13 protein-coding genes are annotated in these 19,311 nt (G+C 71.7%); 4 read left to right on the forward strand and 9 right to left on the reverse strand.

Annotation, left to right across the window (positions count from 1 at the left end):
* Positions 1–5 precede the first annotated feature (5 nt).
* The 3 genes from ACW9TB_RS25420 to ACW9TB_RS25430 all read right to left on the reverse strand — a co-directional run bounded on the left by ACW9TB_RS25420 (position 6) and on the right by ACW9TB_RS25430 (position 2,781).
* Entirely contained in the window at positions 6–464 is a 459-nt protein-coding gene (locus tag ACW9TB_RS25420) for an ATP-binding protein (RefSeq protein ID WP_472750566.1), read from the reverse strand.
* A 356-nt stretch (positions 465–820) separates the two neighbouring features.
* Positions 821–1,465 carry a M15 family metallopeptidase gene (locus ACW9TB_RS25425; RefSeq protein ID WP_472750567.1) on the reverse strand — a complete coding sequence of 215 codons (645 nt, stop codon included), beginning with the start codon at positions 1,463–1,465 and terminating at the stop codon, positions 821–823.
* 89 nt (positions 1,466–1,554) lie between these two features.
* Positions 1,555–2,781, reverse strand: coding sequence for an ROK family transcriptional regulator (locus ACW9TB_RS25430; protein WP_472750568.1), 1,227 nt, complete (start codon positions 2,779–2,781; stop codon positions 1,555–1,557).
* Between the two features lie 207 nt (positions 2,782–2,988).
* On the opposite strand from ACW9TB_RS25430, the gene ACW9TB_RS25435 reads away from it, so the two are divergent.
* The 4 genes from ACW9TB_RS25435 to ACW9TB_RS25450 all read left to right on the forward strand — a co-directional run bounded on the left by ACW9TB_RS25435 (position 2,989) and on the right by ACW9TB_RS25450 (position 7,826).
* Entirely contained in the window at positions 2,989–4,326 is a 1,338-nt protein-coding gene (locus ACW9TB_RS25435) for an extracellular solute-binding protein (protein WP_472750569.1), read from the forward strand.
* Between the two features lie 2 nt (positions 4,327–4,328).
* Positions 4,329–5,342: a carbohydrate ABC transporter permease gene (locus ACW9TB_RS25440; RefSeq protein WP_472750570.1), complete on the forward strand. Its 1,014-nt coding sequence runs from the start codon at positions 4,329–4,331 to the stop codon at positions 5,340–5,342.
* A complete protein-coding gene (locus ACW9TB_RS25445) occupies positions 5,339–6,247 on the forward strand; it encodes a carbohydrate ABC transporter permease (RefSeq protein WP_472750571.1) in 909 nt (302 codons plus the stop codon). Before ACW9TB_RS25440 ends, ACW9TB_RS25445 begins: the two co-directional genes overlap by 4 nt.
* A 124-nt stretch (positions 6,248–6,371) precedes the next feature.
* The gene (locus ACW9TB_RS25450; RefSeq protein WP_472750572.1) at positions 6,372–7,826 is read left to right on the forward strand and encodes a glycoside hydrolase family 3 protein; all 1,455 of its coding nucleotides are present in this window, start codon (positions 6,372–6,374) and stop codon (positions 7,824–7,826) included.
* A 196-nt stretch (positions 7,827–8,022) separates the two neighbouring features.
* On the opposite strand, the gene ACW9TB_RS25455 is transcribed toward ACW9TB_RS25450, so the two are convergent.
* The 6 genes from ACW9TB_RS25455 to ACW9TB_RS25480 are packed head-to-tail and all read right to left on the reverse strand — an operon-like array spanning position 8,023 to position 19,136.
* Complete coding sequence (locus ACW9TB_RS25455) at positions 8,023–8,727, reverse strand: DUF6875 domain-containing protein (RefSeq protein ID WP_472750573.1); 705 nt, start codon at positions 8,725–8,727, stop codon at positions 8,023–8,025.
* On the reverse strand, positions 8,721–10,343 hold the full coding sequence (locus tag ACW9TB_RS25460) for an FAD-dependent oxidoreductase (protein ID WP_472750574.1): 1,623 nt from the start codon (positions 10,341–10,343) through the stop codon (positions 8,721–8,723). Before ACW9TB_RS25460 ends, ACW9TB_RS25455 begins: the two co-directional genes overlap by 7 nt.
* Positions 10,340–11,371, reverse strand: a complete 1,032-nt coding sequence (locus ACW9TB_RS25465) for a class I SAM-dependent methyltransferase (protein WP_472750575.1) — start codon at positions 11,369–11,371, stop codon at positions 10,340–10,342. Before ACW9TB_RS25465 ends, ACW9TB_RS25460 begins: the two co-directional genes overlap by 4 nt.
* Positions 11,349–12,761 carry an MFS transporter gene (locus tag ACW9TB_RS25470; protein WP_472750576.1) on the reverse strand — a complete coding sequence of 471 codons (1,413 nt, stop codon included), beginning with the start codon at positions 12,759–12,761 and terminating at the stop codon, positions 11,349–11,351. Before ACW9TB_RS25470 ends, ACW9TB_RS25465 begins: the two co-directional genes overlap by 23 nt.
* Entirely contained in the window at positions 12,754–17,622 is a 4,869-nt protein-coding gene (locus ACW9TB_RS25475; protein ID WP_472750577.1) for a non-ribosomal peptide synthetase, read from the reverse strand. Before ACW9TB_RS25475 ends, ACW9TB_RS25470 begins: the two co-directional genes overlap by 8 nt.
* Complete coding sequence (locus tag ACW9TB_RS25480) at positions 17,619–19,136, reverse strand: condensation domain-containing protein (RefSeq protein ID WP_472750578.1); 1,518 nt, start codon at positions 19,134–19,136, stop codon at positions 17,619–17,621. The genes ACW9TB_RS25475 and ACW9TB_RS25480 overlap by 4 nt, the downstream gene beginning before the upstream one ends.
* Positions 19,137–19,311 lie beyond the last annotated feature (175 nt).

Raw genomic sequence — 19,311 nt, forward strand, 5'->3', positions numbered from 1 at the left:
AGCCATCAGTGGTCATCGGTAGACAAGGCAAAGAACGCCGTCACGACTTTTCCTGTTTTTGTCTTTTCCACCCACCAGGCGGTCGAGAGGAGGGCCACGAGGAACATCCCGCGGCCGTCTTCGGGTATGTCGTCCAGGTCGTTCGACGGGTTGAACGGATTGGCCGGGACGGCGTCGATGTTGGTGCCGCGATCAACGACCGCCACGACGGCGCACTGCTCGTAGATGTCGAGGGTGAGCGAGACCGGGCCACCGGCGTGCTTGAGCGCATTGCCGACGAGTTCATCGGCCACCAGGATCGCGTCATCGATCCGCTCCGTGTTGAACCAGCCGTTCAGCGCCGTGCGCACCTCGACACGGGCTACTCCCTGGGGAGCGACATGGTCGGCGAGGTCGATGTCACGGTGGTCGACCAGCTCTCCGAAACCTTGGTGATCGATCAAATCGATGGTTGTCGGGGGCACCCTCGTCTCCTCACAATCGAGACGCCCTGTGGAGTAGGCCAGGTTCGGCCTGAGTTCAACCGTGACGCAGGATGCGTGGCACCAATACGCCAAACCGTCGCCACTTCCACGCTACTTCTCGTGACGCAGCCCTTACCGCGAGAACCAGAACAGGACAAACAGAGCAAAGCGAGGGTCTTTGAGGAGCGCGACGAAGTAGCGCCGGTTCGGTATGCCAGTACCGAGGGATGCTCCTACCGAGGAAAAGGGCAATGCCAATTGGCACGGACTCGCCGAAGCAAGCCAATGCCCTACTTGTCGAACAACACAATTCCGTGACCGCGAGGGCCACCACTGTCCGGCGGCGCCGTACGAGGTCAGATGGAGACCGGGCCGTAGAGGGCGGTCGGGGAGCCGGTGGTCAGGGCCCAGTAGCGGTCGCCGTAGGACCAGTGCCACCACTCGGTGGGGTAGTTGACCAGTCCGGCCGCCTCCAGGGCGACGCCGAGGAGTTTGCGGTGGTGGCGGGCCTCGGGGGACAGTCCGGGGGCGTCGGTGTAGCAGGCGCCGTCGCTCTGCTCGGGGGTGGCGTTGAGCGGGGTGCCCATGTCCAGCTCGGTCCCGTCCTCGGTGGACAGAGTCAGGTCGACCGCCGCTCCAGCCGTGTGCGGGGCGATCTCGACGGGTGACACGTAGCGGCTCGCCGCGGCGCGCAGCTCCGCGGGTGACATCTCCGGATACAGCGCCCGGAGCTCCGCCGAGTAGCCGTCGAAGATCTCCTTCTGCGTCGCCGGTGGCCGGTACCCCTCCACGACCAGCAGCCGGTATCCCCCGGGAAGCTGCGCCTGCGCCTCCTCCAGCCGGGTCAGCAGCCCGAGCCGAAGGTGGGCGAAGGCCCCCTCGGGGTCGGCGAGCCGCCCGTCCGTCCGCAGCCGCCCCCGTACGTCGACCAGCTGCTCTCCGGACTCCTCGACGGGGATCGTGGCGACCCGGGCATCGGAGATCAGAACGATGTCACGCATGGCGGCAATTCTTCCCCAAGCGCCACGGTGCGCGGACCTCTCCACGGGGGCACCGCCCGCTCCCGGCACCCACCGCGTCGCGCGGGATGTCAGACCGTGTCCGAGAACACCTGCTCGCGGGCCTGGTGCAGTGCCGACACCAGGGCGCCGCGCAGTACGGGGTTGCCCTTGACCCGGGAGACCACGACCCTGGGCTGGCTGGGGCAGAACCGGGCCACCGCGTCCTGCACCCTGGCGGCGAGCGCGTCTCCCCCTGCCCTGCCGACGTCGCCGCTGAGCACGATCAGCCCGGGGTCCAGGACCACCGCGACCGCGGCGACGCCGACGGCCAGCCGTCCGGCCAGCTCGTCCAGGAACGCCTCGGCGCCCTCCGCGACGGCCGTACGGACGTAATCTCCCACATCTCCCACGGCACCGGCCCCGGAGCCGGAGTCCCCGGAGGCCCCCGAGGCCCCGGGGACGGAGGGCCCCGAGGAGCCGATGCCGTGGGCGTTCGCGAGCCCGGTCACGGCGTCGCCGCCGACCAGGCGCTGGAACGAGCCCGACTGGGGCTCGCTCACGTCGGTGGGGAGCGGTTCGCCGGGAACGGGGAGCCAGCCGATCTCGCCCGCGCCGCCGGTGAAGCCTCGGTGCAGCCGTCCGCCCAGCATGACGCCGAGCCCCTGCCCGACCCCCGCCCAGACGAGCACGAAGTCGTCGACGCCCAGCGCCGCCCCGTACGCGCGCTCGGCCAGCGCGGCCAGGTTCACGTCGTTCTCTATCGTCACCGGGACGCCGAGGTCGCGACGGAGCTCGGCGAGCACGCCGTTGTGCCAGGAGGGCAGGTCGAAGGAGAAGCGCACGTCGCCGGTGCAGGGGTCGACGACGCCCCGGGTGCCGATCACGAAGGCGCGCAGCCGGTCGACGCCGATGCCCGCCGACTCGCACGCCTGGCCGACCGCGCTCCGCACCAGCCGTACCGGGTCGTCGTGCCCGCTGGGGTCGGCGGAGACCTCGGCGACGAGGGTGCCGGTGATGTCGGCGACCCCGGCGCTGATCCTGTCAGGCAGCACGTCAAGTCCGACCACGTACGCGCAGGAGGGCACCACCCCGTAGAGCGCGGCGTTGGGGCCGCGCCCGCCCGCCTGCTCGCCGACCACCGTGACGAGGTCGCGCTCCTCCAGTCTGGAGAGCAGCTGACCCGCGGTCACCTTGGAGAGCCCGGTATATTCTCCCAGCTCAGCCCGGGTGAGAGGGCCGCTGGACAGCAGGAGTTCCAGCGCTGCGCGGTCGTTGAGCTGGCGCAGCAGCCGGGGGGTCCCCGGGCGTGTGGGCAAGGTCGTCCTCCCCGTCACGATCCGCTAACGATCGTTTCTTTTAAGAAAGTTTCTTGTTAGTTTAACCCTAGTCAGCCCGCAGGCAAGCGATCGGATCCGCGGGTTGCGGTAGTTACGACAGCTCCCAGTGAGTGCAGAGGGTCGCGGGGACCCCGGCCATAACAGTTGAGCGCAAACCCCGGCGAAAGCCTGAAAGGGAGAACTCCAGTGAAGTTCGCGAGAATCGCCACCACGACGGCCACCACGGCCGCCCTCGCCCTGGGTCTCGCCGCGTGTGGCAGCAGCGAGCCTGCCGCCCCGGCCGCCGGCTCCGACGCGACGGCACCCGCCGCGTCCGGCCCCAAGTTCGCAGGTCAGACGCTGACCGTCTGGCGCCTCGGCGCTCCTGACGAGAAGCAGAACAAGTTGATGGCCGACCTGAACGCCAAGTTCAAGGAGACCACCGGCGCCGATGTCAAGCTCCAGTGGGTGCCCTGGCCCGACGCGCAGGCCAAGTGGACCGCGGCGCTCGCCGGCGGCGAGGGCCCCGACGTCACCGAGTTCGGCAACGACCAGGTGGCCGCGTGGGTCGCGCAGGACGCGCTGACCGACATCACCGACATCGTCAAGGCCGCGCCCGACTTCCAGCAGATCCCGCAGAACCTGTGGGGCTACGAGACGGTGGACGGCAAGATCTACGCCGCCCCGTGGGGTGGCGGCACCCGCGCCGTCCTCTACCGCAAGGACTGGTTCGAGGACCTGAAGATCGAGGTGCCCAAGACCTGGGAGGACCTCGTCGCGGCGGGCAAGAAGATCGTCGCCGAGAAGGGCAAGGACGTCGACGGCTTCGCCTTCAACGGCGGCTCCGACGCCAACATGTCGCTCTCGCCGTTCGTCTGGTCGGCCGGTGGCGACTTCGCCGCCTTCGAGGGCGGCAAGTGGGTCGGCAAGCTGACGGAGCCCGGCTTCAAGGAGGGCTTCCAGTACTACACCGACCTGGTGACCAAGCACGGCGTCTCGCGCAAGTCCGCCCTGACCCAGAACTCGGTGGACATCGCGACCCGCTTCGCCAACAGCAAGGTCGGCATGTACGTGACCGGCGGCTGGGACATCACCACCATCAAGGAGCAGAGCGGCGGCAAGGTCGACGACGCGAAGATGGCCTTCTTCTCGCTCCCGGCCAAGGACGGCAGCGGCCCGGCCCCGGCCTTCCAGGGCGGCAACGACATCGCCATCTGGAAGGACAGCAAGAACGTCGAGCTGTCCGCCGAGTACGTCAAGCTGGCCGCCGGCAAGGAGTTCGGCACCCGCTACGCCAAGGAGGGTGGCCTGCTGCCGCTCTACCCGGAGGCGCTGACCGAGTACGCCGCCGACCCGGTGCAGGCGCCGTTCGCCGAGACCTTCAAGGTCGCCAAGGGCTTCCCGAACGACACCAACTGGGCCGAGGCGAACGACACCAAGGCCGTCCTGCAGAGCGCGGCCCGCTCGGTCATCGAGGGTAAGAAGGACGTCGACACCGCGCTGACCGACGCCAACAAGGAACTCGAAGAGATCCTGAACCAGTAACCATGGCGAACACCTCAACCATCGCCCGGGACGGGGGCACCCCCTCCGTCCCGGCGCGGGGGCACCGAGGCGCCACGCCCCCGCGCAAGTCCAGCGGACTGCCCGCCTGGGTCGTCCCCTACGCGCTGCTCGTCCCCGGCCTGCTCGTCATCGCCGGCCTGCTGCTCTACCCGCTGTACCAGATGGTCGTCATGTCCTTCCAGAACGTGGGACTGCGGCAGATCCGGGGAGTGCCGGCCGAGTCCGTCGGCCTGGAGAACTACCAGAAGCTGGTCGAGTCCGAGCTGTTCTGGACCTCCCTCCGCAACACCGTCGTCTTCGCCGTCGTCACGGTGGCGTGCACCCTGGTCCTCGGCACCCTGGTTGGCCTGCTCCTGCACAAGCTGGGCAAGAAGATGTCGACCTTCCTGATCGTCGGCATCATGGCCGCCTGGGCCACCCCGCAGATCGCCACCGCGATCATCTGGCGCTGGCTGTTCGACGCGGAGTCCGGCGTCATCAACTGGGCGCTGAACGCGCTGCCCGACTGGTTCTCCTCCCTGCTGTTCGGCCGTTCCGACTGGACCGGCGAGCCGTGGCTCAACGACGCGTTCACCATCTACATCGTGCTGATCATCGCGGTGGTCTGGGCGTCGTTCCCGTTCATCGCGGTGTCGATCCTGGCCGGGCTGAAGAGCATCTCCCAGGAGCTGTACGAGGCCGCCAGGGTGGACGGCGCCTCCGCGTGGCGGATCTTCTGGAGGATCACCTTCCCGCTGCTGAAGCCGGTCTTCGCGGTGCTGACGGTCCTCTCGGTGATCTGGGACTTCAAGGTCTTCACCCAGCTGTTCGTGCTGGCGGGCGGCACGTCCAACCGGGAGGCGTTCAACCTGTCGCTGTTCGCCTTCACCCAGGCCTTCAGCGCGCCGCCCAAGATGGGCATGGGCGCGGCCATCGCGGTGGTGCTGACGCTGATCCTGCTCGTCATCACCTTCTTCTACGTCCGCCAGATCGTGAAGACGGAGGACGTGCGATGACCACCTACGACACCCGGGCACCCCGGCGCGGGAAGCCCGCGTACGGGACGCAGGGCAGCCTCAAGAGGCGCAAGAAGCTGGGCAAGCTCGGCCTGAACACGATGGCCGTCGTGGTGTTCCTGTTCGCGGTGTTCCCCGTCTACTGGATGGTGACCACGGCCTTCAAGAGCAGCGAGCAGATCTTCACGACGGACTTCATCCCGTTCCCCACCGACCCCACGCTCGAACACGTGAAGCGGGTCTTCACCGAGGGCGTCGCGGGCCACTCCATCTGGCGCTACCTGCTCAACAGCTCCATCGTCGCCCTCGGCACCGTGCTCATCGGCGCGGTGTTCTCCCTGCTGGCGGCGACCGCGGTGGCCCGCTTCCGCTTCCGCGGGCGCACCTCGTTCCTGATCCTGCTGCTCATCGTGCAGATGGTCCCCGGCGAGGCGCTGCTCATCCCGCTGTTCATGATGGTCAGGCGGGCCGGGCTGTACGACCAGCTCCTCGGCCTCATCGTGGTGAACGTCGCCATGACGCTGCCGTTCGCCATCTGGATGCTGCGCACCTTCGTCGCGGCGGTGCCCAAGGAGCTGGAGGAGGCCGCCTGGATCGACGGGGCGAGCCGGTTCGCCACCTTCTGGAAGGTGCTGTTCCCACTGGTGGCCCCCGGGCTGGTGGCGACCAGCATCTTCTCGTTCATCACCGCGTGGAACGAGTTCGTGTTCGCGCTGACGCTCATCGGCGACCAGGGCAGCTACACCATGCCCGTGGCGCTGCGCTACTTCGTCAGCCAGCGGTCGGTGGACTGGGGCGGCATCATGGCCGCCTCCACCCTGATGACCATCCCGGTCATCGTCTTCTTCCTGCTGGTGCAGCGGCGGATGGTCTCCGGACTCGTCGCGGGCGCCGTCAAGGGCTGATCCCATCGGTGCTGGTACGGCACGCACCCACAAGGCGCGGGCCGTACCAGCCCTGTCTGTTTTCTCATTGTTTACCTCCATGTCCGACACCCCCCTACATCTCAGGTAAGGAACACCTACCGCCATGTCTGAGTTCATCGCGGAACGCGGCGATCAGGGGCTGCGTCGTCTCGCGGCCGGTACGCTGCTCGCCGCGTTCCAGGGCACCGAGGCGCCCGAGTGGGTCCTGCGGGAGCTGGAGAACGGTCTCGGCGGCGTCACGCTCTTCGGCTTCAACGTCGCCGACGCCGCACAGCTGTCCGCTCTCACCTCCCGCCTGCGCGCGTCCGCCGATCCGGTCATATCGCTGGACGAGGAGGGGGGTGACGTCACCCGGCTCGCCTACCACGTCGGCAGCCCGTACCCCGGCAACGCCGCCCTCGGCGCCGTGGACGACGTCGAGCTCACCCGGCGGGTCTACCGGTCCATCGGCGACGACCTGGCCCGGTGCGGCGTCAACCTGGACATGGCACCGTCCGCGGACGTCAACACCGCCGACGACAACCCGGTGATCGGCACCCGTTCGTTCGGGGCGGAGACCGCGCTCGTCGCCCGGCACACCGTCGCCGCGGTCCACGGCCTGCAGTCGGCGGGGGTGGCCGCCTGCGTCAAGCACTTCCCCGGCCACGGCGCGACCCGGCAGGACTCCCACCTGGAGGTGCCGCTCGTCGACGCCTCCCTGGAGCTGCTGCGCGAGCGCGAGCTGGCGCCCTTCCGTGCCGCGATCGAGGCCGGGACCAGGTCCATCATGACCGCGCACGTCCGCGTCCCCGCCGTCACCGGCACGCTTCCCGCGACGCTCTCCCCCGCCGCCCTGACCGGCCTGCTCCGCGGCGAGATGGGCTACGAGGGTGTGGTCATCACCGACGCCCTCGACATGAAGGCCGTCACCGCCGCCTACGGTCTCGCCGGGGGTTCGGTGCTCTCCCTCGCCGCCGGGGCCGACCTGCTCTGCCTCGGCCCGATCCCCACCGAGGACGACATCCGTCTCATCGTTGACGAGATCGTCGCGGCCGTCCACGACGGACGGCTCCCCGCGGCCCGCCTGGAGGCCGCGGCCGAGCGGGTCGCCGCCCTGCGCGCCTGGTTCGGCACGCCCCGCACCGGCGAGGCCGAGCGGGACGTGATCGGCCTCACCGCCGCCCGCCGCGCGGTCAGCCTCACCGGCTCGGCCGCTCCCCTGGTCGACCCGCTGGTGGTCGAAGTGGACACCCCGCCGACCATCGCGGTCGGCGACGTGCCGTGGGGCTTCACGCCGCTGCTGCCGCAGGCGGAGGTGCTGCGGGTCAAGCCGGAGGTGGCCGACGTGGCGGACATCCTGGAGCGCGCCACCGGCCGCTCCCTGGTCGTCGTCGTCAAGGACGCCCACCGCTACGAGGTCAGCCAGTCGGTGGTCTCCGCGCTGCTGGCCGCCCGCCCCGACGCCACGGTGGTCGAGATGGGCCTGCCGATCTGGCGCCCGGAGGGGGTCACCTACCTGGCCACCTACGGCGCCGCCCGCGCCAACGCCCAGGCCGCCGCCGAGCTCCTCGGCGTCTGACGGCACCGGCCACACCCCGCCGGTCTCCGTTCCTCCGCTCCTCCGTTCGGAACGGCACCGGCCACATCCCGCCGCCCGGCCGCTCCTGCCGCAGCCGGGCGGCCCCGGTCACACGGGGCCGACGAGTACGTACCGGAAACGACACGGCCCGCCCCCGCGAGAACCTCGGGGGCGGGCCGTGTTCTTTGTCCTCCCGTCAGGACGCCGTCAGGGACGGCGCGCAGGACGTGTTCGCGGGCACCAGGCCGTAGCGGTCCGCGACGGCCTGGATCTCCGCCCTGAGGGCGGCGGGCGGACGGTCGCCGAAACGTTCCAGGTACGCCGCGACCTGCGCGGGGTCGTCACGCAGGAACGGGAAGTCGGTGGCGACCATGTGCCGGATCGCCAGCAGCGGGACCGGGCTGCCCAGCGGGAGGAAGGAGGGGTTCCACAGCCCCGCCTTGGGCGGCGGCCCGGGGTAGAACTCCCCGATCATCAGCCCCTCCGAGACGTAGCGCGACTTGAGCGCCTCCTGGGCGTAGTCGATCACCGCCGCCGCCTCGGACTCCGGCAGGTCGGGGAAGAGGACCAGGATCGTGCGGTACTGCGCGGACACCCCCGGCGTCGCGGGCAGTCTCGGGAACCAGTCGCGGTAGCCGGCGAGGGTCTCGGCGGCCTCGGGCCCGCCGGGCCGCCCGGGGCGGACCGCCAGGTAGAAGGTGCCGCGCTCCAGCGCGGTCTGGGCGTACGGGCAGACGGGCCCCTTCCTGCCCAGTTCCTCGTGGGGGCGGCAGAGGTACTCTCGTGCCCAGGTGACGATCTCCCTGAGCGGGGTGCGGTAGCGCAGGACCAGATCGTGGTCACCGGCCAGATCGGCGGTCTCCAGGAGGACGCGAGAAGGATCCGCGGGATCGGTCAGCATGGTGGTTCGCCCTTCCGGGTGTTTCGCTGTGCGAGGCGTGCGCGACGTGCGAGGTGCGTGAGGCGTACGAGACGTGCGAAGACGGTGCGGCGTTCGGGGTCGGCACCGCGTGCGACGTGTGCGGCGTCGGCGGCGCGTACGAGAGGTGCGGGGTCGGCATCGCGTACGACGTGTGCGGCGCGTACGGAGGATGTGAGATCGGTGCCACGTACGACGTGTGCGGCGCGTACGGGAGACGTGAGATCGGCATCGCGTACGACATGTACGGCGGGTGCGAGGTCGGTGCCGGTCAGGGGGCGGCCGGAGCCGCGTACGAGGCGGACGACGGCCGGGGCGGCGGCGAGCAGCCCGGCGACGGCCACCGCCACCCCCGCGCGGCGCAGGAGGGTGTCCTGCCGCCGGGCGCGGGCGAGCGCGTCCGCGTACGGGACGGTGGTGTGGGAGACCATCGTGTAGAGCGGGACCCACCGGCCGGGGAGCGCCCGGGAGAGCAGCAGGTCCGCCTTCTTGCGCAGCAGGTGCAGCGGGGAGCGGAGCCGGTCGCGCAGCTCCACGAAGTTCTGCTTGGACAGCTCGTCGAGCACGTCGGTGTGCGGTTTGCGCAGCCGCTGGTACTCGGCGAAGGCGGCCCCGAGGTCCCCGGGGTGGTCGCCCACGCAGCGGTCGAGGACCGTGCAGTCCTCAAGCGCCGAGTTCATGCCCTGGCCGTAGAAGGGGTAGACGGCGTGGCAGGCGTCGCCGATGAGCGCCACCCGGTCCCGGTGGTGCCAGGGCGAGGTGCGGATCGACACCAGGTGCCCCACCGGGTGCTCGGCGTACTCCTTGGCCAGGTGGGGCATCAGGCCGAGGGTGTCGGGGAAGCGTTCCCCGAAGAACTCCTCGGGGTCGGTGATCTCGCCGAACCGCTCGACGGGCAGGAAGAGCGTGCCGGTGAGCGAGTTGTCGCGGTTGGGGTGGGCGACGATGAGGGCGTCCTCACCCGGCCAGACGTGCAGGGCCTCCAGCCTGGTCCTGGCCGACCCGTCGTCGGCGGCGGGAATGGTCAGTTCCTTGTACCCCCACTCCAGGAACTCCTGGTGGTGGTCGGCCCGCAGCCCGTGCTGCATGTGCGCCCGCACCTGCGAGAACGCGCCGTCCGCGCCGATCACCGCGTCGCCCTCGACGGTGCTCGCCACCCCGGTCTCCTCGTGGACGAGGCGCGCGGCGGCCGTCTCGCGGTCCAGGCCGACCAGCCGGTGCCGGAAGTGGAAGGTCACCCCCGGCTGGGCCTCGGCGTGGTCGATGAGCGTGGTGATCAGGTCGTGGCGCAGGACCGAGTGGAGGATCTCCCCCTCGTGGGCGCCGTAGGGCTGGAACGGCACCGCGCCGCCGGGCAGGTGGATGGCCCGGCCGCGCATCGGGACGGTGAGCGGCCACAGGGTGTCCATCAGGCCGATGTCGGTGAGCGCCGCGATGCCCCTGGCGGACAGGCCGAGGTTGATCGACCTGCTCTCGTCCTCGTCGAACAGGCGGGGGTCGGCCCGCCGCTCGTGGACCTCCACCCGGAACCCGCGCCTGACCAGGTAGCAGGCGAGGAGGGTGCCCGCGGGACCGGCTCCAATGACGGTGATCTTCATGCGGTCTCCAGGCGGGCGACGAGCAGTTCGTTGGGGCCGTCGACGTGCCGCCGCTCGATCCGGCCGAATCCGGCGCCGGACAGCCAGGCGGCGACGTCGGCGAAGGAGTGGATCCCGCCGCCCTGGGTGGTGGCGAGGTTGAGGCCGAAGGCGCGGACGAACGCCTCGACGGTCGCGGGCGTGCCCTCGGGCAGGTCGGCGAAGGTCTCCAGCACGACCACCGCGCCGCCGGGACGCAGCGCGCCCGCCACCCTCTTGAACAGCGCGCGGTTGCCCGCCTCGTCGAACCCGTGGCAGAGGTTGAACAGCAGCGCGGTGTCGTGCCCCGTCCCAAGGTGGGCGTCGGCGAGGTCTCCGGGGAGCAGGGTGACGCGGTCCCCCAGCCCGGCCGCCTCGATCCTGGCCCGGCCGCCCTCCAGGGCGTTCGGCAGGTCGACGATCGTCGCGGTGAGCCCGGGGTACGCCTGGCAGAACGCGACGCTGTAGCGGGCGTGCCCGCCGCCGACGTCGAGCAGGCGCTCCCCGGGGTGGGGCGCGCTCGCGGCGACCAGCGGGGCGAGCCCGGCGGCCATCCCGTCGAGCATGCTCTGGAACTCGGCCAGCGTCGCGGGCCGTTCCTCAAGCCAGGCGTAGAAGTCGACCTGGGGGACGCCGGTGCGCACCGACTCCTCCAGGCCGTCCCAGAGTTCGGCCAGCACGTCCTGCCAGAAGGCCAGGGCGGGGGCGTAGCTCCACGGGCTCCGCCGGTCCAGGCTGTCCGCCACCATCGGGCTGTTGCCGTACACCTGTCCAGGCGCCCGGTCGAGGTAACCGAGGGAGGCGAGCGCCTCCAGCAGTACGGCGAGTCCCGCCGGGTCGGTGCCCGTCCTGGCCGCCAGCTCCGTCACGGGGAGGGGGCCGGGCATGAGCGCCTCGAAGACCCCCAGCCGCTGGGCGGCCCCCGCCGCCCGGAACGCCATCGCGCCGATCAGGTCGAGGTGGGCGCCCGGCGCCCCGCGAAGTTCCTCAGGGTCGAGATAGAGCGGCATCGCTGTCTCCTTGCGCGACTTGCGCGACGTCGGTTTCCGAGCCGGTTTCCCCACCGCGTTCCGAAACAGGTTCCGAGGCGCGTTCCGGAGGGGCGTGCACGTCCTCGGCGTCGGGCAGTTCGGACTCCACCTTCCGCAGGCGCGGCTGGAGGTAGGCGAGCGGTGCGAGCAGCACCAGGCACAGGCCCGTGAGCAGGAAGATCGCCGCGATGCCCCGTCCCTCACCGGTGCCGATCACGGCGCCGAGGGTTCCGGAGAGCGCCCCGCCGGGAGCGAGCATCGGCTCGAAGACCCGGTCGGCCAGCGGCCCCGCGGCCAGGTAGGTGAGCACCGTGGCGGTCTGGGTGAGCGTGCGGACCGTGCTGAGCACCCGGCCCAGCGCCGCGGGGTCGGTCTTGATCTGCAGTACGGTCATCCCGGTGCCCTGCACGAACGGCAGCGTGAACAGGAAGGCGGGCGCCACCACCGCGATCAGCCAGGGCGAGGGCGCGAGGCTGTGCAGGGCGAGCAGCACCCCTCCCAGGGCGACGAACACCGCGACACCGCGCACCCGCCGCCTCGGCCCGCCCCACGCGCTCAGCGCCAGCCCCCCGGCGAAGACCCCCGCGCCGCCCGCGAACATCAGCGCCCCGAGCACCGCGGCCGATCCGAACGACAGGATCAGCGGCTGGACCAGCACCCCGGACATCCCGAAGAACAGGTTGTACGCGGCCAGCACCATGACCAGCTGGAACAGCCCGCGCCTGGCCCGCAGGTAGCGCCAGCCGAACAGCAGGTCCCCGCGCAGCGGCTCCGGCTCGGCCGAGGCTCCGGGGCGGGTGACCTCGCGCGGCAGCCGTACGGCGAACATGACCACCCGGGTGACCAGGAAGGTGACCAGGTCGATCACGACCACCCCGGTGACGCCGACCGTGACCAGGAGCGTTCCCGCCAGCAGCGGAGCCGCGATCCGCACCGAGTCGGCGACCTGCATCAGGCCGTTCGCCCTGCCCAGGTGCCGTTGCGGCATGATCAGCGGCATCATCGCGTGGTACGCGGCCATGTGGAAGGTCCCGAAGACGGCCCCGGCCACCGTGATCACGTAGACGTGCCAGACCTCCAGCGAGCCGAAGGCGAGCAGCAGCGCGAGGGCTCCGGTGACCGTGGCGGCCCCGGCGTCGGCGGCCATCAGCATCCGCCTGCGGTCCCACCGGTCGGCGAGCGACCCGGCGAGCGGGGAGAGCAGCACCTCGGGCAGCACCGCGCACAGCATGATCAGCACGAACTCGGTGGCCGAGCCGTTGCGCTGGTAGACCCAGACGCCCAGCACGAACCCCGTCAGGCTCGACCCGATGATCGACAGCAGCTGTGCCGCCCAGATGACGACGAACCGGCGTATCCCGTCATGCACGGCTGTCTCCCGGGAGGACTCCGGTGCCGATGTGGTCACCGAGATAGAGGTCGAGCAGCTTCCCGTCCGCCGGAGGGCAGACCAGCCCGGCGGCGGCGAGGATCTCCTCGGTGGCCGAGCAGTCGAAGGACGGGCCGGGCAGCGCGCCGTACTCGGCGAAGAACGCCGGGTAGGGGGCGATCGGCAGGTCGTCGCCGATCTCCAGCCGGTCGCGGACCAGCCGCCGCCATCGGGCGCCCGGCATGAGCCGTACGGGGAAGCCGTGCTCGCGCAGTCCCTCGGCGAGTTCCTCCGAGGTCAGCACGCGCGGGTTGTGGTAGTGGAAGTCGCCGGTGGCCCGGCTCGTCGCCAGGTGCACGATCGCCGAGGCGACGTGGTCGACCGGGGCCATGTCGATCCGTTCTCCCTCCGGTACCGCGCCGAGGCGCGCGCAGGTGGCGAAGAAGCGGCCGAGGAAGTCGCCGGGTACCGACCGGCCGGTGCGGCTGTCGGCGGAGACCCTGGCCGGGCGGTGGATCGCGATCGGCAGCCCGGTCGCCCTGGCGGCGCCCGCGAGCCGGTCGGCGACCCACTTGCTCCGGTCGTAGCCCAGGTGCAGCGGGCCGGGGTCCGGCAGCGGGTCGTCCTCCCTGACCGTGCGCTCCCCGGGGGTCAGGTGCACGCCGAGCGTCGAGACCAGGTGGACGGGCGTGGTGACGCGGCCGGACGCGGCCAGCCGCAGGACCTCCAGGACGGCGTCCACGTTCGCCCGGCGCAGCCGCCGGTAGGGCAGGGCGAAGTTGACCAGGGCGCCGTTGTGCACGACGAGGTCGGCCGAGTCCGCCAGCTCCGCGAACTCCCCGGCGGACAGCCCGAGACCCGGCAGGTCGAGGTCCCCGGCGTGCGGGACGATCCGGCCGTCGAAGCGCTCGTCCCAGAGCCCGTACCCGCCGAGGTTGGCGCGCAGCCTCTCGGCGGGCGTGTCGCCCCTGACCAGGCAGTGGATCTCGGCGTCGGTGGTGCGCAGCAGCCCGGCGAGCAGGTACGCGCCGAGGAAGCCGGTGGCGCCGGTGAGCAGCACCCGGCGCGGCGGCCCCTCGGGGACGGGCGCCCCGGTGTACGCGATGTCGCCGGGCAGCACCGCCTCCGCGTACAGGTCCACGGCCTCCGGGGCCCACCCCCCGGGGTCCGGGAGACCGGCGCGCTCGTCCACGGCGGCGGCCAGCCCGGCCAGGTCGGTCGCGGCGAAGAGCGCGGTCATCGGGACCGTCACCCCCAGCTCCGAGGCGATCCTGGAGACGATCTGCGGGGCCAGCAGGGAGTGCCCGCCGAGGTCGAAGAAGTTGTGCCCGCGGCCGGGGTCGGCCTTGAGCACGTCGGCCCAGATCGCGGCGATGATCCGCTCGGTACCCTCCCTCGGCGGTTCGTACGGCGGAGCCCCGCCGTCCGCGTCCGGCTCGGGCAGCACCCGGAAGTCGACCTTGCCGTGCGAGGTCAGCGGGAGCGCGGGAAGCGTGACGACCGCGCCGGGCATCATGTAGCCGGGAAGCCGCCCGGCGAGGAACGCGCGCAGCTCGGCGACGGTGAGCCGGTCCCCCACCAGATAGGCGATCAGCCTGCGGGTGTCGGCGGTGACCACGGCCTCGCGGACTCCGGGGTGCGCCAGGCAGGCCGCCTCGACCTCTCCCGGCTCGATCCGGTTCCCGTGGAGTTTCACCTGCCGGTCGGTGCGCCCCAGGAACTCCAGGTTCCCCTCGGGCCGGTATCTGCCCAGGTCACCCGTCGCGTACATCCTCGCCCCCGCCCGGGGTGAGAACGGGTCGGGCAGGAAGCGCCCGGCGGTCTGGCCGGGGCGGCCCAGGTAGCCGCGGGCCAGGCACTCGCCGCCGATGTGGATCTCGCCCGGCACCCCGATCGGGGCCGGGTTGCCGTGGCGGTCGAGCACGTAGACGCGGGTGTGCGGCAGCGCGGCGCCGATCGGCAGATGCGTGGCCGCGCCCAGCTCGGCGCCGTCGACCGTGCGGTACGAGGTGGCGCAGACGGTCGCCTCGGTCGGGCCGTAGTGGTTGTGGAACGCGACCCGGCCGCCGGTCAGCGCGGCCCAGGCGCGCAGGCGTTCCACCGGAACGCTCTCGCCGCCGACCATCATCGTGGTGACCGGAGCGGGGAACTCGTCCAGTTCCTCCACCCACTGCTGCCAGAGCGCCGAGGCGGTGTCGACCATGGTGATCGAGTGCTCCGCGCAGAGGGCGGCGAGGGCGGGGCCGGTCAGCGAGGCGGGAGCGGGGTGCAGCACCAGCGCGGCGCCGCTGATCAGGGCGGGGAAGACGTCCCCCGCCGAGGCGTCGAAACTGAGCGGCGGGACCATCAGCACCCGCTCTCCCGGCCCGAACCCGTGCAGGTCCCTGAACGACCGGGCCAGGTGCGAGAGCGTGCGATGGCCGACGACGACCCCCTTGGGACGGCCGGTGGAGCCGGAGGTGTAGATCACATAGGCGGCCCGGTCGGGGTGCCCCGCGACATGCTCACCCGCCGTCGCGCTTCCCGCTACTTCTCCGTCCGCGCTGCGCGTCGTCTCGCCATCAGCGCTTCCCGCCACGTTTCCGGCCGCGCTTCCCGTCGCCGTTCCGGCGGGATCGCCGTCCGTCCAGAGGTCTGCCCAGAGGGCGAGGTCGTCCCGGCTGACGACCGGCCCGGCGAACCCGGCGAGTTCCGCCCCGTCCGCGATCGCCGCACGCGCGCCGGAGTCGGCCAGCAGGTACGCCAGCCGCTCGGCGGGCTGCGCCGGATCGAGCGGCACGTAGGCGGCGCCCGCCTTGAGGATCCCCAGCAGCGCCACGATCGCCTCGGGCCCCGCGGCCAGCGCCAGCGCGACCCGTGCCTCCCCACCCTCGACGCCTGCGACACCGCCCTCGACGGTGCCTTGAGCGGTGCCCTCAGCGCTGCCTTCGGAGGTGCCCTCAGCGGTGCCTTCGGTGATGCCGGACCCCACCGGCCGTTCCAGCAGCGGCCGGAGCCGGTCGGCCACGGCGTCCGAGGCCCGGTCGAGCTCCCCGTACGTGAGAACGGCGCTCTCCCCGCCGGGAGCGGCAGGAGTGATCACGGCGGGGGCGCCGGGGGTACGGGCGGCCTGCCGGGCGATCAGCCGATCGAGAAGCGACTCCCCGGCCGCGCCCGGGTCCCACTCGTCCGAAAGCACGTCCCCCGGGTCCCGGACCGGATCATCCGAGAGCACGTCCCCGCGAATCCGGTCCTCCGAAGGAGAAGAGGCGACCACGCTCGGGTCCCATCCGTCCGAGAGCACGTCCCCCACCGCCGGAGCATCCCCGAGCACGATCGCGCGTTCGGCGGCGGGCAGGATCTCCAGCCGCGACAGGCGACGGCCAGGATCCGAGACGATCGAGCGGAACAGCGTCTCCAGCTGGGCGCCCATCCGCTCCACCGTGGACCGGTCGAACAGGCCGGTGTTGTAGGAGAACATCAGCTGGACGTGCGTGGGGTAGACGATCACGTCCAGGGAGAGGTCGAACTTGGCCACGGCCAGCCCCGACGCCACCGGCGCGGTGCGGACGCCGTCGAGGTTGAGCGATCCGGCGTCCGGGTTGCCCAGCATCAGCATCGTCTGGAACACGGGAGTCCTGGCCGGGTCGCGGTCGAGGCGCAGCTCGCTCACCACGTGCTCGAACGGCACCGAGGCGTGACCGTACATCGTGAAGGCGCGCCGTCGTACCCGCTTGAGCGTCTCGCGGAAGGTCGGGTCGCCCGCCAGGTCGGCGCGGAGGGCGAGGGTGTTGATGAAGACGCCGAAGACCTGCTCGAACTCCTCCTCGGTGCGGCCCGCGACGGGGGTGCCGACGCAGAAGTCCTCCTGGCCGGTGTAGCGGGAGAGCAGCACCTGGTAGGCGGCCAGCACGGCCATGAACGGCGTGCACCGCTCGGCGCGCGCCATCGCGGTGATCCCCCGCCAGAGCTCCAGCGGGATCCGGTGGATCACCAGATCGCCCTCGGTGGTCTGTACGGCCGGACGCGGCCGGTCGGTGGGCAGTTCCAGCACCGGGACGCCGTCGAGCTCGCGCACCACGGCGGCGACGTCCACCGGATGCTCGCGCCGCTCACGCACGTAGTCGGCGTACTGCCGCGCGGGCGGCGGGAGGGGTGACGGCAGCCCGAGGGTGAAGGCCGTGTACAGCGACGCCAGCTCCCCGAACATGACCTGCTCGATCGACCAGGCGTCCCCGGCGATGTGGTGCACGACGACCAGCAGGACATGCTCATCGGGCCCGGTACATATCAGGCTCACCCGCAGCAGCGGCCCGTTGACCAGGTCGAACGGCCGGTTGCTCCGCTCGGCGAGCAACGCCCCCAACTCCCGCTCCCGCGACACCCCCTCCCCCGACGAACCCCGCAACGAACCCGGCGGCAAACCCGACGCCCCCTCGCCCGACGAACCCGGCGACAAACCCGACGAACCCCCCGGCACCTCGCACGACGACCCTCCCGGCGAACCCCCCGGCACCCCGTACGACGAACCCGGCGGCGGTCCGTGTGGCGGCCCGTCCAGGCTGCCGTCCGTCCCCCGCTGCCTCCCCCGCCGCGTCCCCCGCTCCGGCGTCCCGTACGGAGGCTCGCCGGTCAGGTCGAGCCTCTCCATGACCAGCGGTGCGGGATCCAGGACCCTCGCGACCGGAGAGCCCCCGGCCTCGGGGAAGACGGTCCGCAGCGCCTCGTGCCTGGCCACGACCTCGCCCAGCGCCCGTTCCAGGGCGTCGGCGTCGAGCGGCCCGGTGAGCCGCTCGCAGACGATCATGTTGTACGTCCCGTCCCCGGGAGTGAGCCGGTCCAGGAACCACAGGCGTTCCTGGGCGTACGAGAGCGTGCTCACGCGACCTCGCCCCGCAGACGCGTGACCTCCTCGACGACGCCGGCGATGGTGGGGTTGTCGAAGAAGACGTCCAGGGAGACCTCCACGCCGAGCCTGCGGCGGGTCCTGGCGATGATCTGGGTGATGGTCAGCGAGTGCCCGCCGAGGTCGTAGAGGTCCTCGTCCAGCCCGATGTCGTCGAGGCGGAGGATCTCCTGCCAGATTTCCCGCACCTGCGCGGTGATCGGATCCTCCCCGGCGGGGGGTTCCGTCACGTTGTCGGGGGCCGGGACGAACAGGTCGGTCACAGGAGACTCCTCTTGAGGCATGGGGTGGGGTGGCTCCGCCAGGTCCGCGACCTTCGCGCGGGGGGCGGCGGAGATGGCGCGCAGCAGCGCGCGCAGGTGACCCGCGATCCTGGACACGTCGTCGTGGCCGATCGCGGCGGGGTTGAAGCGGAGGCCGAGGGTGAGGCTCGGTCCGGCGTCCACGGCCTGGAGGTGCAGCGCGCCGTGGGCGGCCCCGTTGAAGACCGTCCACTCCACGCCCGCCCCGACACCGGGGAACTCCGGGACGGCCGCCCTCCTGCGGTAGCTGAGCAGCACCGGCGAGGAGGGCGGCTCCGGGGGCGCGTGCCGGAACCGGTACATGGCGTGGAGCTCGTCCCTGACCGTGCGCAGGTAGCCGGGGAACCCCTCGTCAAGCGCGGGATGCGGGACGAACGGCACCCGCGCCACGAACGGCCCGATGCGGTCGCGCGTCTCGCGGGTCCGGGTGCCGAGGTCGAGGGCGAGCGGTGACGCGGAGGTGCCGTACCGGCGCAGCAGCACGCCCACGGCCGCCAGCAGCAGCTCGAACCTGGTCGCGCCGAGCGCCGTGGCGGCCTCGGTGAGCGCCCCGGACTCCGCGCCGCCGAGCACCATCTCGACGATCTCCCCGGGGCCGGTGCCGTGCGGGACGGCGCGCAGACCGGGCAGGACCAGCTCCGCGGGCTCGCGGTCACGCTCCTTCCAGAACTCCTCGGCGCCCTTCCAGGGCTCCCCTCCGCCCCTCCGGGACTCCCCGGCGCCGCCGGACGACGCCCGGGAGGCGCCGGAGCCGCCACGCCGGTCCGCCCGCGCGGGCGGCGAGCCGTACGGCAACGGGACCGGGGAGGAGTGCGACGTCAGCCCCGGCAGGGCGGCCCGGGAGAAGTAGGCGTCGGCCAGGTCGCGGACCAGGACGTCCTTGGAGTCCGCGTCGAACACTCGCGCGTGCGCCGTGAAGAGCAGCCTGACGCGCTCGGGACCCACCGTGACCAGCGTGAACCGGGCGAGCGGGCCGCGTTCCAGGTCGAACGGGCGTGCGGCCTCGGCCGTGGCGACCCCGGGATAGCGCTCCGGGGTCGACTCCGTACGGGCGACCCTGACACGCCCGAGCACCGGGTGCCTTCCGGCCACGTCGGCGCACGCGCCCAGCAGCGCCGGAACATCGACGGGACCGTTCAGGTGAAGCGCCAGCGGGATTCCCCGCAGGTCGAAAGGGCCGTGCGACATCCTGTCCGTCTCCCTCGTGGGTGACTCACCTCGGGCAGGCGCCGGGGGCCGCGTCGCCCCTGACATACAGTCTTGACAAACAATTATTAGGAAAGTTTCTTGTCTATTTACGCAACCCGAATGCTACACATGTGGTACGCCTGAGACAAGCGACTTGCCACGAACCGACCTGGAG

The organism is Streptosporangium sp. H13245, from assembly GCF_055690525.1.